The 12,611-nt window shown below is 63.9% G+C and carries 10 protein-coding genes; 5 read left to right on the top strand and 5 right to left on the bottom strand.

Annotated features, from left to right (window positions below):
- Positions 1-38: 38 nt before the first annotated feature.
- Both RAD04_RS27010 and RAD04_RS27005 read right to left on the bottom strand, forming a co-directional pair.
- Complete coding sequence (locus RAD04_RS27010) at positions 39-1,541, bottom strand: flavin-containing monooxygenase (protein ID WP_461626216.1); 1,503 nt, start codon at positions 1,539-1,541, stop codon at positions 39-41.
- 124 nt (positions 1,542-1,665) lie between these two features.
- Positions 1,666-2,412 (bottom strand): S1 family peptidase, encoded by a 747-nt coding sequence (locus RAD04_RS27005; protein ID WP_461626215.1) that lies wholly within the window; start codon positions 2,410-2,412, stop codon positions 1,666-1,668.
- A gap of 110 nt (positions 2,413-2,522) precedes the next feature.
- Here RAD04_RS27005 and RAD04_RS27000 point away from each other — a divergent pair, with 110 nt between their 5' ends.
- On the top strand, positions 2,523-3,158 hold the full coding sequence (locus tag RAD04_RS27000) for an HAD-IA family hydrolase (protein WP_018316768.1): 636 nt from the start codon (positions 2,523-2,525) through the stop codon (positions 3,156-3,158).
- Between the two features lie 130 nt (positions 3,159-3,288).
- Here RAD04_RS27000 and mtnA read toward each other — a convergent pair whose 3' ends face one another.
- From mtnA to RAD04_RS26985, 3 genes are all read right to left on the bottom strand, one after another.
- The gene (gene mtnA, locus RAD04_RS26995; protein WP_461626214.1) at positions 3,289-4,392 is read right to left on the bottom strand and encodes an S-methyl-5-thioribose-1-phosphate isomerase; all 1,104 of its coding nucleotides are present in this window, start codon (positions 4,390-4,392) and stop codon (positions 3,289-3,291) included.
- A gap of 13 nt (positions 4,393-4,405) precedes the next feature.
- A complete protein-coding gene (locus RAD04_RS26990; RefSeq protein WP_461626213.1) occupies positions 4,406-5,284 on the bottom strand; it encodes an S-methyl-5'-thioadenosine phosphorylase in 879 nt (292 codons plus the stop codon).
- A gap of 176 nt (positions 5,285-5,460) precedes the next feature.
- The gene (locus RAD04_RS26985; protein WP_461626212.1) at positions 5,461-5,733 is read right to left on the bottom strand and encodes a phosphopantetheine-binding protein; all 273 of its coding nucleotides are present in this window, start codon (positions 5,731-5,733) and stop codon (positions 5,461-5,463) included.
- A 356-nt stretch (positions 5,734-6,089) separates the two neighbouring features.
- Between RAD04_RS26985 and RAD04_RS26980 the strand changes: the two genes are divergently transcribed.
- The 4 genes from RAD04_RS26980 to RAD04_RS26965 all read left to right on the top strand — a co-directional run bounded on the left by RAD04_RS26980 (position 6,090) and on the right by RAD04_RS26965 (position 12,535).
- Positions 6,090-7,307: an acyl-CoA dehydrogenase family protein gene (locus RAD04_RS26980; protein ID WP_461626211.1), complete on the top strand. Its 1,218-nt coding sequence runs from the start codon at positions 6,090-6,092 to the stop codon at positions 7,305-7,307.
- A 39-nt stretch (positions 7,308-7,346) separates the two neighbouring features.
- Positions 7,347-8,327 (top strand): amino acid--[acyl-carrier-protein] ligase, encoded by a 981-nt coding sequence (locus RAD04_RS26975; protein WP_461626210.1) that lies wholly within the window; start codon positions 7,347-7,349, stop codon positions 8,325-8,327.
- Between the two features lie 116 nt (positions 8,328-8,443).
- Entirely contained in the window at positions 8,444-9,319 is an 876-nt protein-coding gene (locus tag RAD04_RS26970; protein ID WP_461626209.1) for an acyl-CoA acyltransferase, read from the top strand.
- Between the two features lie 348 nt (positions 9,320-9,667).
- Positions 9,668-12,535: a PAS-domain containing protein gene (locus tag RAD04_RS26965; RefSeq protein ID WP_461626208.1), complete on the top strand. Its 2,868-nt coding sequence runs from the start codon at positions 9,668-9,670 to the stop codon at positions 12,533-12,535.
- The last annotated feature ends 76 nt before the right edge of the window (positions 12,536-12,611 follow it).

Below are 12,611 nucleotides of genomic sequence, written 5' to 3'. Positions count from 1 at the left end.
TGTGGCGATCACATCCGCCCCTCACACAAGCAGCGCCCTCACCTATACACAAACGCCTTGTCATCCAGATCCGTCTTCGGGATCTCGTCCTTTTCGGTCCAGTAATCCTGGCTGTGCTGCCATTCCGGCTTGTCGCCGCGCTTGGGCAACAGGTCCATGTTGCGCATCATATAGCCGGGGTTGAAGTTCTCCGGATCGATCCAGGGCAGGATCGGCATGTTGTGGTCTTCGGCGCGCAAGCGCACCTCGACCTTCTTCGCGCCCTTGGTCTTCATATGACCGAGAAGCCGGCAGACGAAGTCGGCGACGAGATCGACGCGCAGCGTCCAGCTGGCGCGGAAATAGCCGAACACCCAGACCATGTTCGGAACGCCCGTGAACATGATGCCGCGATAGGTGACGGTGTCGCCGAACGCCAGCGGCTTGCCGTCGATTTCGAAGGCGATGTCGCCGAGCGCGGCGAGATTGAAGCCGGTCGCGGTGACGATGACATCGGCTTCCAGCAGCTTGCCGGATTTGAGCTGGATGCCGTTCTCGACGAAGCATTCGATCTCGTCGGTGACGACGGAGGCCTTGCCGCTGGCGATGCCCTTGAACAGATCGGCATCGGGCACGAAGGCGATGCGCTGCCGCCACGGCCGGTAGGTCGGCGTGAAGTGCGTCTCGACGTCGTAGTCGGGACCGAGCACCGCACTGATCTGGCCGATCAGGTCCTTCTTGACCTGCTCGGGCTTGGACACGCAGAGTTTCGTGAAGGCATCCTGTTCGAACAAAATCTTGCGCCGAACGATCTCGTGGATCCAGGCCTCGTCGACCTGAAGCCGGCGCAGCTCCTCCGCGATCTCGATGGCGTTGCGGCCGAGGCGAAAATAGGTCGGCGAACGCTGCAGCATGGTGACATGCGCACACTGATCCGCGATGTTCGGCACCAGCGTTGCCGCGGTGGCGCCCGAGCCAATCACCACGACCTTCTTGTTCGTAAGATCGAGATCATCAGGCCAGGTCTGCGGATGGACGATGCGGCCTTTGAAGCGATCGGTGCCCTTCCATTCCGGCGTGTAGCCTTCCGAATGACGGTAATAGCCCTGGCACATCCAGAGGAAGTTCGCCGTGAAGGTCTTTGCCTCACCTGTGTCGGTCGTCACGGCGTCGATGGTCCAGAGATTCTTCTCGCTCGACCAGCTCGCGGAATTGATCTTGTGCTTGTAGCGGATATGCCGCGCGATATCGTTGTCGTCGATCACCTCGTTCATGTAGGCGAGGATTTCTTCAGCGGTCGCGATCGGCGGCCCGACCCAGGGCTTGAAGCTATAGCCGAACGTATGGAGATCGCTGTCCGAGCGGATGCCGGGATAACGATGCGTGCTCCAGGTGCCGCCGAATGTCGCCTGCGTTTCCAGGATGACGTAGCTCGTGCCCGGAAGTTGCTTGTTGATGTGATAGGCGCTGCCGATGCCGGAAATGCCGGCGCCGACGATCAGCACGTCGAAATGTTCAGAAGCTTGTTTGGCCGTGGCGTGACTGCGAACAGCGACATTCATTGTTGCTTCTATGCCTTGCTTGTTTTTGTGGCCGCCCTTGACGGACGACGCGTTTCCTCCGCGGCCGGCATGATCACCCGCCGCGCTTCCGCTTCAAAATGACATAGATCAAGTCGCGGTCAAATCACAGTGCCGCACCCCAGCTCCGCGCGGTCTGCAAGATCCAGTCGCGGTAGAGCGTGAGCGGCGTGACCCCCGTCAATCCGCCACAGCCATCGCCGGCGTTCGGTCCCGTCGCCCAGCTGATGACACCGACAAGCACGGCGCCGTTCGGCTTGTCCTCGAACACAGGACCACCGGAATCGCCGGTACAAGCGCCAATTCCGTCGCGAACACCGTTGGTTACGGGATCGACCAGGCGGATCTGAAGCGTGCCGGGCTGGCCCGTGACGACAAGGCCCGCGACGCGCGTGGCCCCGCCGCTCCTACCATCACCGCGCACGGTGACACCGGTACCGGCAATGACGAAACGGCTACCGACCTGGATCGGAATATTCGGCGCGCCGACCGGCACCGCCGATTTTCCCTTGAGTGGAATTTCCAGTTGCAACAGCGCCACGTCTGCACCGGCGCGGTGCGCCTGCGCTTTGTAGCCCGGATGGATCGCGATGGTGCGCACGTTCAGCAATTGCGGTGCCCCACCGCTGCGATCGACGATCTTGTAGTCCGCGCCCGGCGGCACGCAGTGAGCGCCAGTCAATACGATCTTCGGCGCGATCAGAGTGCCGGTGCAGGAATTGCCGCGCGAGCCGACGATGGTGACGACGGCGCGCGCCACGCCATCGGCCTGCGGCGTGCCGCCGCCAACGATGGCATGGGCGGGCGTGGCGAGCAGCAGAGTGACCGCGGCGAATGTCGCGATTGTCTTCATAGGGAACATGTCTCGTCAGTCGGTTCGGGGAGCGCCTGATTTGCTTCGGACTGGTCCTTGCCGATAGCGCATGCTAGCCCTCTTGGAAAGGAATTGACGAGGGCAGGACATTGGCGATCGAAGCTGTGATCTTTGATTTTGGCGGCGTGCTGACGAGTTCGCCGTTCGAGGCATTCGCGCGGTTCGAGACCGAGCGCGGCTTGCCCGTCGACATCATACGCAGGACCAACGCCGCCAACCATTTGGAAAACGCCTGGGCCAAGTTCGAGCGGGCCGAAGTCGATATCGACACCTTCGACGAATTGTTCGCGACGGAATCGCTCGCACTCGGTGCGGAGGTGCGCGGCCGCGACGTGCTGCCGCTGCTGCAGGGCGATCTGCGCCCCGAGATGGTCGAGGCATTGAAGCGCATCAAGGCGCAATTCAAGACCGGCTGCATCACCAACAATCTGCCTGCCAATGCCATCGGCAGCATGACCGGGCGCTCCCTCTACATCGCCGAAGTCATGGTGTTGTTCGACCACGTGATCGAATCCGCCAAGATCGGCCTGCGCAAGCCTGATCCGCGAATCTACAGGCTGATGGTCGAGACGCTGAAGGTCGATCCGAACAATTGCGTCTATCTCGACGATCTCGGCGTCAATCTGAAGCCCGCGCGCGAGATGGGCATGACCACGATCAAGGTGACGAGCGGCGCCCAGGCGATCGCGGAGCTTGAGGCGGCGACGGGGTTGAAGCTCGGGTAGGCACCTCGTCGTTGCGAGGCACGAAGCCGTAGGGTGGCCAAAGCGAAAGCGTGCCCACCACAATCAGATGGTGGGCACGGCGCTTCCGCGCCTTTGCCCACCCTACGAGAGCTCGCAATGAGGGCGGAGCCTACTCCGCCGCCGCGATCCGCTCCGGAAACGCGGCCGCCAGCTCGTTGCGATCCGGCTTCAGCACGCCGCGCTCGGTGATCAAGCCCGTCACGAGCCGTGCCGGCGTCACATCGAAGGCATAATTCGCGACCGGCGATCCCTCGGGCACGATGCGCACCGTCTCCAGCCTTCCATCCGCGGTGCGGCCAGTCATGTCGGTGACTTCAACGCCGCTGCGCTGCTCGATCGGAATATCGCGGATGCCGTCATGGACGGCAAAATCGATCGTCGGCGACGGCAGCGCGACATAGAACGGCACGCCGTTGTCGTGGGCGGCGAGCGCCTTCAGGTAGGTGCCGATCTTGTTGCAGACATCGCCATTGGCGGCGACACGGTCGGTGCCGACGATGGCGAGATCGACCATGCCGTGCTGCATCAGGTGCCCGCCGGTGTTGTCGGGGATCACGGTGTGCGGCACGCCGTGATGGCCGAGCTCCCAGGCGGTGAGCGAGGCGCCCTGGTTGCGCGGACGTGTTTCGTCGACCCAGACATGGATCTTGATGCCGCGTTCGTGTGCAAGATAGATCGGCGCCGTCGCCGTGCCCCAGTCGACGGTGGCGAGCCAACCGGCGTTGCAATGGGTCAGCACGTTGACGATCTCGCCCCGCTTCTTCGATGCGATTGCCTCGATCAGCTTCAAGCCGTTGCCGGCGATACCGCGATTGATCTCGACATCCTGCTCGACGATCTCGTCGGCACGCGCATAGGCTGCCTCGGCGCGCTCCAGCGGATCGATCGGCGCGAGCGCCATGCGCATCTCGTCCAGCGCCCATTTCAGATTGATCGCGGTCGGCCGCGCCACTACGAGGGTGTCGTAAGCGCGCTTCAGGCCGGCGTCGGAGGCGTCCTCGCGCATGGCGAGCGCCATGCCGTAGGCCGCGGTGGCACCGATCAGCGGCGCGCCCCGCACCAGCATGTCGCGGATGGCGACGGCTGCGTCTTCGCAAGATGTCAGCTTCGCGACGACGAACTCATGCGGCAGCCGGCGCTGGTCGATCGCACCGATTGACCAGCCGTCATGCTCGCGCCAGATGCTGCGGAAATGCTTGCCGTCGACCTTCATGGCATTCTGCCTCTCACTTCACGCGCAGGATGCGCCCGGCCACCGCGTCGAGCTTCTTCAGAAGCTCGGGATCGCGCGCCTCGGGTGCGGTGATCAGCGCGGTGTCGAGCGCGCGATCCGAGCCGATCGGACAGGGCTCGTGCTCGCGCGGAAAATCCTTTGCCAGCCGCGCCACCAGCGCTTTCGCCTTGTCGGCGTTCGACGTCAGCACGCGGATGATATCCTGCACGGTGACGGCATCGTGATCGGGATGCCAACAGTCGAAATCCGTCACCATCGCCACCGTGGCGTAACAGATCTCCGCCTCACGCGCGAGCTTCGCCTCCGGCATGTTGGTCATGCCGATCACGGAATAGCCCAGCGTCTTATAGGTCATGCTCTCCGCATGGGTGGAGAATTGCGGCCCTTCCATGCAGACATAAGTGCCGCCACGCGCGATCGCGATGCTTTCGGCTTCCGCGGCCGCAGCAAGATGAATGCGCAGACGTGGAGAAACCGGATGCGCCATCGACACATGGGCGACACAGCCCCGGCCGAAGAACGAGCTCTCGCGCTTATGGGTGCGGTCGACGAACTGATCGACGAGAACGAAGGTGCCCGGCGGCAGTTCCTCCCTGAAGGAACCGCAGGCCGACAGCGAGATCAAATCGGTGACACCGGCCCGCTTCAGAACGTCGATATTGGCGCGGTAGTTGATGTCAGAGGGCGACAGCCGGTGCCCCTTGTCGTGCCGCGGCAGGAATACAATCGGCAACCCTGCGATGGTGCCGCGGCGCACGGGCGCCGACGGCTCGCCCCAGGGGCTCCTGATCACCTCTTCGCGCGCGCCCTCGAGGCCCGGCAAATCATAAATGCCCGAGCCGCCGATGATGCCCAATACCGCCTGCGTCATGCCCGCTCCACCCTGTTCGCCACGTGCGACATGGTTAAGCTATGCCAGTTTTGCGGCGGTTTTGGAACTGGGGTGGTGGGGGGATGCCGGTGGCGTGAAGAGCGACGGCGTTCGCCTCACGCTCGATGTCGTCCCTGCGCACGCAGGGACGACCCGGAGAAAGAGGCGCGCGCGACCTAAGCCGCGGCCGCCAGCTGCAGCTGGGTCGCCACCATCCGCTCCAGCGTCTCGACGGACTGGAAGTTCTCAGGCGTGATCTCGGCTTGCGGGATGGTGAAGTCGAACTCAGCTTCGACGCCGAGCATCAGATTGACCATGTCCATCGAGGTCAGGCCGACATCGACGAGCTTGGCAGACGGCGCGACATCGGCCGTGAGCGAATTCTGCTCGAGGATGCCCTTCACCAGCTTGATGATGCGATTGCGTACGTCGGTATCAAAGGATTGCATCGGCAAATTCCCGTCTGTCTGTCAAAGGTCGGACCGCTTGCCGCTACGATGGGCACGGCCTGCTGGTCCCGCAATGGGCGACACCAATACTTCGCGTTTCTTAGTAAACGATGACTCAGATTGTCTGAAATTCAGGCTTCTTCCAGAGTCCTAACGCGATGCTGGAAAAACGGGTGATGCAAACAACCGGACCTTAACTGTTCGTTCGGAATTGGGCTTTGTTTACCCTCTATTTCATCGACGAATTTGAATTAAATCCGTAGCCTCATCTCACAAGCAAAGATGGCCGGAGGATCGCTTACGCGCATCGCGAATGATGCCGGCGATCTCGAACGGCAAACCGGAGGCGGACGAGTATGAACGTGCGTGAAGCAGTCCTCACTGTCGACGAAACGCAGACGGGCTTCCTCGAGCAGGGTCCCTCCCTGATCGAGCGCGCCGCCCGAACCGCCGCAGCTGCCGCGGCCGACGCAGACGGGGTCGATCGCGACGCTCGTTTCCCGCACAGGGCTTTCGAGGTCGCGCGCGAGCAGAAACTGCTCGGCGTCATGATCCCGGTCGAGTTCGGCGGCTTCGGTGCCTCCATCTACGACGTCACCGACATCTGCTACACGCTCGGACGCGCCTGCGCCTCGACCGCGATGATCTACGCGATGCACCAGACCAAGGTCGCCTGCGTCGTCAGGCACGGCCACGGCATCCCCTGGATGGAGACCATGATGCGCCGGGTCGCCCGCGACCAGTGGTTGCTCGCCTCCTCCACCACCGAAGGCCAGAACGGCGGCAACATCAGGGCCAGCGCCGCTGCCGTCGATCACGCCGGCGACACCGTCTCGCTGGTGCGCGACGCCACCGTGATCTCCTACGGCGCGGAAGCCGACGGCCTCGTCACCATCGCCCGCCGCGCCACCGAGGCCGCTGCCTCCGACCAGGTTCTGCTGGCGCTCGCCAAGGACGATTATTCGCTGAAGCGGACGCTGGGCTGGGAAACGCTCGGCATGCGCGGCACCTGCTCGACTGGCTTCGAGCTGAAGGTCGACTGTCCCGCCGATCGCGTCTTCCCGGAATCCTATGACAAGATCCACGCCCAGACCATGACGCCGTTCGCACATCTGTGCTGGTCGTCGGCCTGGGCCGGCATCGCCGCCGCAGCCGTGACCCGCGCGCAAGCCTTCGTCCGCAAGGCGGCCCGCACCTCCGGCGGCCAGATGCCGCCGGCCGCGGCACATTTCACCGCCGCCAAGATGTCGCTGGCAAAGCTGCGTGCGCTGCTGTCGGCCAATATCGATGCCTTTGCCCGCGCCGAACATGACGAGCGCGCCCTCGGCTCGCTCGATTTCCAGTCCTCGATCACGCTGCTGAAGGTGCAGGCTTCCGAACTCGCGGTCGAGACCGTGATGCATGCGATGCGCACAGCCGGCCTCTCCGGCTACCGCAACGACGGCGAGTTCACCATGGGCCGGCACCTCCGCGACGTGCTGTCGTCCCCGATCATGATCAACAACGACCGTATTCTGGCCAATGCCGCGACATCGACGCTGATGAGTGGCGTGCCGACAAGCCTCCACGATTGAATCAACAACAACAATTTTGAGATAGCAGGACATCGCGCCATGAATATTGCCATTCTCCCCGACTCGCCCGCGACCGCGCCGCAGATGATCGATCCGCTCGATCACCTCGCCGACAAGCTGTTCCACCGCATGGGCGCCGACGGCGTCTACGCCCGCACCGCACTCTATGAAGGCATCGTCGAGAAGCTCGCCGCGCTGATCACGAACCATCGCGAGAGCGGCACCGAGGTGATGCGTTTCCCGCCGGTGATGAGCCGGGCCCAGCTGGAGAAATCCGGCTACCTCAAGAGCTTTCCGAACCTGCTCGGCTGCGTTTGCGGTCTGCACGGGACCGAGCGCGAGATCAACGCCGCGGTGAGCCGCTTCGACGCCGGCGGCGACTGGACCACCTCGCTGTCTCCCGCCGATCTCGTGCTGTCGCCCGCCGCCTGCTATCCGGTCTATCCGATCGCGGCGAGCCGCGGCCCCTTGCCGAAGGGCGGTCTGCGTTTCGACGTTGCCGCGGATTGCTTCCGCCGCGAGCCGTCGAAGCATCTCGACCGGCTGCAATCGTTCCGGATGCGCGAATATGTCTGCATCGGCAGCCCCGATGACGTCGCCGATTTCCGTGAGCGCTGGATGGTGCGCGCGCAGGCGATCGCGACCGACCTCGGCCTCACCTTCCGTGTCGACTATGCCAGCGATCCTTTCTTCGGTCGCGTCGGCCAGATGAAGGCGGTGAGCCAGAAGCAGCAACAGCTCAAGTTCGAGCTGCTCATTCCGCTGCGCTCGGAAGAGCAGCCGACGGCCTGCATGAGCTTCAACTATCACCGCGAGCATTTCGGCACGACCTGGGGAATCCAGGATGCCGGCGGCGAACCGGCCCACACCGGCTGCGTCGCCTTCGGCATGGACCGGCTGGCGGTCGCCATGTTCCACACCCACGGCACCGACCTTTCCGCCTGGCCCGCCAAGGTGCGGGACGTCCTGGGCCTGCAGCCGCGGGGCACGGCCGACGCCCATGTCGAGGGCTGGCGCTAACGGCATGATCCGGATCCGAAGGACCGCGTCGGCGAAAGTGCGAAGCGGTCTTCCGAAAAGACCATGCTGAAACAATAGACCAAACGAGGCCTGTCATTTCCACGGGTAAGACAAGCGTGATTCACACCAAGGTGCGATGCCGCGAGATCGCCGAGTCCGACGCCGAAGCGGTCGCGGACCTGCTGACGCGCGGCTTCGTCGGCCGCTCGCGGAACTATTGGATCCAGGGCCTGCGCCGGCAGGCCTTCCGGTCCGTGCCGGAGGGCTATCCGCGCTTCGGCTACATGCTCGAGAGTGACGGCACGCCGGTCGGCGTGCTGCTGCTGATCTACACGGCGCGGAAGAACGGCGAAGAGACCGCCATCCAGTGCAATCTGTCGAGCTGGTATGTCGATCCGGCCTACCGCAACTATGCCCCGCTGCTGACCAAGATTGCGCAGCGGCACAAGGACGTGACCTATTTCAACATCAGCCCGGCGCCGTGGACCTGGCCGATCATCGAGACGCAGGGCTTTCGCGCCTATTGCCGCGGCATATTCTTCTCGGTTCCCGCCCTGGCACGGCCCCCGCGCTGGAGCGAGATCGAGGTCATCTCGCCTCACGCCAAGACGATCGAGGGACTTTCCGAAGCCGAAACCGAGCTGCTGACGCGGCATGCGCGCTACAATTGCCTCAGCCTGGTTTGCCGCACGCCGAAGGGAACGTTCCCCTTCATCCTGCAACCGGTGCGCATCCGCCGCGGCTTCATCGCGCCTCCTGCGATGAAGCTGATCTATTGCCGCAGCGCCTCGGAATACGCCGCCTGCGCAGGCCGCATCGGCCGGCTGCTGCTTCGCCTCGGCAAGATCGCGGTGGCGATCGATTCCAATGGCCCGATTCCCGGCCTGGTCGGTATTTATACCGAGCGGCGCGGTCGCAAATACTTCAAGGGCCCGGATCGGCCGCAGCTCGGCGATCTCACCGATACGGAACTGGTGTTGTACGGGCCGTAGGGAAGGCCGTCGGACCAGACCACCGCTGTCGTCCCTGCGAACGCAGGGACCCATACCGCGTGATCTGTCTCTAAGCCCCGATAGTTGTACCGCGGGCTCCTTTACTTCGAGCCTTCGCCAAACATCTCCCTGTGGTTATGGGTCCCTGCTTTTGCAGGGACGACACCTGATATGTTGCTCCCTCGCGGCCAACTCTTGCAGGCACCTCAGCAATCTGAACGCGCGCTCCATCGCCAGTCACCCTCCGTAAACTACTGCGCTTAAGGGAATTTTCCGGCCTCTTCGCTACCCTCGGCGGCTGAATTAGGTTGCGTTAAGTCTATTGCCCGCCGAGATCCCGCCGATCCCATGACGTCGACCCGCGACAACGAGCTTGGTGCACGCCGCGAGCAGGGCCCGGAGGCCCTGGTCGCGCTGAGCCAGCTTGCGCTCGACCACATGGAACAAGGCGTCTGCGTCTACGATGCTGACAACCGGATCGTGCTGGTCAACCAGCGTTACCTGTCGCTGTTCGACATGTCGGCCGACGTCGTGCGCGTGGGCACGAGCTACCGCGAGGTGCTTGCGCATAGTGCGATGCGCGGCAACTTTCCCCAAGACCAGCTCGACACGCTCTACTCGGCGCGGATCGCGCAGATCGCGGGGGGAAAGCCGTTCCGGGCCGAGCAGCAGCTTGCGACCGGCCTCGTCATGTCGCTTGAGCTCAAGCCGCTTCCCGGCGGCGGCTGGATGACGATCTGCGACGATGTCACGCGCCTCGCCCGGCTCGAGACGGAGTTGCGCGTGCAGACCGAGCGCAGCCAGCACGCGCTCTCTAACATGTCGCACGGGCTCATCATGTACGATGCCGACAGCCGTGTCGTCGTCTGCAACGAACGTCTCCTGAAGCTCTACAATCTCGACCCCGAGATCATGAAGCCGGGCGCCTCGCATCGCGAGGTGCTCGATCATTGGGTATCGCGCGGCAATTTGCCGGGCATGCCGACAGACGAATTCCATAAATCCAGGCTGGAGGACGTGCGCACCAGAAAGGCGAAATCCCTGCTGGTGATGCGTTATGACGGACGCATGGTGCAGACGGTCTCCCGCTTCCTGCCCGACGGCGGCTGGGTCACCGTGCACGAGGACGTCACCGAGCGGCTGCAATACGAAGAGACGCTGCGGCAGCAGAACTTCATCCTCGATGCCGCGATGGAGAACATGGCGCACGGGCTCGCCTTCTACGACAGCGACATGCGCCTTCGCGTCTGCAACGCCACCTACCGCAAGATCTACCTGCTGTCGCCGGAGGAGACCAGGCCCGGCACGCATCTCGCCGAGTTGATCGAGCGCTCGATGGCGAACGGCGCGTTCTCTTCTGAATACAGCCCGCAACAGCTGCTGGAAGCCGCCAGTGCGAGGATCGCCAATCACGACGCCTCCCCGATGCGCCGACGGATGTCGAACGACACCGTGATTTCGGTCAGGTACTGCGCTCTGGCCCAGGGCGGCTTCGTCGCCACTTACGAGGACATCACCGAACGCGAGCACGCGATCGAGGAGCTGAGCGAGCAGTATCGCCGCTTCGACGCGGCGCTGAACAACATGGGCCAGGGCCTGTGCATGCTCGATGCGAGCCTGCGCGTCATCGTGTGCAATCGTCGCTACATCGAGATGTACGGCCTGTCGCCTGACATCGTGAAGCCCGGCATCTCGATGCGCGAAATCATGGAGCACAGCTGCGAGCTCGGCATCCATCAGAACACCACAGCCGCGCGGCTCTATGCCGATTACGTCGAGCGGCTGCGCGAGGGCGAGCATACGCTGCATCGCCATTTGAGCGACGGCCGCATCATCAAGCTCAATCACAAGCGGATGGAGCATGGCGGTTGGGTCGTCACCTACGAGGACGTCACCGAGCGCCACAAGGCCCAGGCGCGCGTCGCGCACATGGCGCGGCACGATTCGTTGACCGACCTGCCCAACCGCATGCTGTTCCGCGAAAAGATGGGCGAGGGACTGAACCAGGTCGCGATCGCCGGCGGCGCCATGGCCGTGCTGTGCTTCGACCTCGACAATTTCAAGACCGTCAACGACCGCCTCGGCCACGCCGCCGGCGACCGGCTGCTGCGCTGGGTCGCGGCGCGACTGAAGGAGAATGTCGGCGAGCACGACACCGTTGCGCGCCTTGGCGGCGACGAGTTCGCCGTCCTCCAGCGCGGACCGCAGCCGCAATCGGCGGAAAAGCTGGCCCGGCGCCTGGTCGAGGTCATCGGTCATCCGCCGCCGCTGGAAAGCCAGTCGATCCATGTCGGCGTCTCCGTCGGCATCGCGATCGCGCCCGATCACGGGCTCGATGCCGACGAGCTGATGAAATGCGCCGATCTCGCGCTGTACCAGGCCAAGGCCAAGGGGCGCGGCGCCTATCAGCTGTTCGAGCCCGAGATGGAGGAAGAGGCGCGCAGTCGGCACGCGCTGGAGCACGATCTGCGCGGCGCGCTCGAGGCGAGTGAGTTCCATCTGGTATTCCAGCCGCAGCTGCGGCTCGATTCGTCCGAGCTCACCGGGTTCGAGGCGCTGCTGCGCTGGAAACATCCCTCGCGCGGCTTCGTCTCGCCGGCCGAGTTCATTCCGATCGCTGAAGAGACCGGATTGATCGTTCCGATCGGCGAATGGGTGCTGCGCAGCGCCTGTGCGACCGCCGCGTCCTGGCCCGATGTCACCGTCGCGGTAAATCTGTCGCCGGTGCAGTTCCGCTCGCGCGGGCTGGTGGCGATGGTCACGAGCGCACTTGCCGAAGCCGGCCTGCCGCCGCAACGGCTCGAGCTCGAGGTCACCGAGACGGCGCTGCTCGACGACAGCGACGCGACGATCGAGATCCTGCACCAGCTTCGCGCGTTAGGGGTCCGCGTCAGCCTCGACGATTTCGGCGTCGGCTATTCCTCGCTGAGCTATTTACGCAAATTTCCATTCGATCGCATCAAGATCGATCGCTCCTTTGTCGGCACGCTCGGCGAAAGTCCGGAGAGCGTTGCCATCGTCCGCACCATCGCGAGCCTCGGCTCCGTGCTCGGCGTCGAAACGACCGCGGAGGGCGTGGAGACCGAGGAGCAACTCGACTTCGTCCGCGAATGCGGCTGCACCGCCGTGCAGGGCTATTATTTCGGCAGGCCGTGCCCCGCATCGGAGGTCAGCCGCACCATCGAGACGCTGAACAGGGTCCGGCGCGTGGCGTAGCGGCTTTCTGCTTCCTCAAATTCCGTCTCTCGGCACACGACCAAACGACGAATTGTCGCATGTGCCGCCTCGACCG

The sequence above is a fragment of the Bradyrhizobium sp. 25ACV genome, assembly GCF_054863005.1.
Note: the sequence above shows the minus strand (reverse complement) of the source record. Positions and strands in the feature narration are given on the sequence as shown.

What these genes read in the sequence shown, in the direction of transcription:
- RAD04_RS27005 (WP_461626215.1), bottom strand. Translation starts at nt 2,412, where the DNA reads ATGAAGACAATCGCGACATTCGCCGCGGTCACTCTGCTGCTCGCCACG.
- RAD04_RS26985 (WP_461626212.1), bottom strand. Translation starts at nt 5,733, where the DNA reads ATGCAATCCTTTGATACCGACGTACGCAATCGCATCATCAAGCTGGTG.
- RAD04_RS26965 (WP_461626208.1), top strand. Translation starts at nt 9,668, where the DNA reads ATGACGTCGACCCGCGACAACGAGCTTGGTGCACGCCGCGAGCAGGGC.
- RAD04_RS27010 (WP_461626216.1), bottom strand. Translation starts at nt 1,541, where the DNA reads ATGAATGTCGCTGTTCGCAGTCACGCCACGGCCAAACAAGCTTCTGAA.
- RAD04_RS26980 (WP_461626211.1), top strand. Translation starts at nt 6,090, where the DNA reads ATGAACGTGCGTGAAGCAGTCCTCACTGTCGACGAAACGCAGACGGGC.
- RAD04_RS26990 (WP_461626213.1), bottom strand. Translation starts at nt 5,284, where the DNA reads ATGACGCAGGCGGTATTGGGCATCATCGGCGGCTCGGGCATTTATGAT.
- RAD04_RS26975 (WP_461626210.1), top strand. Translation starts at nt 7,347, where the DNA reads ATGAATATTGCCATTCTCCCCGACTCGCCCGCGACCGCGCCGCAGATG.
- mtnA (WP_461626214.1), bottom strand. Translation starts at nt 4,392, where the DNA reads ATGAAGGTCGACGGCAAGCATTTCCGCAGCATCTGGCGCGAGCATGAC.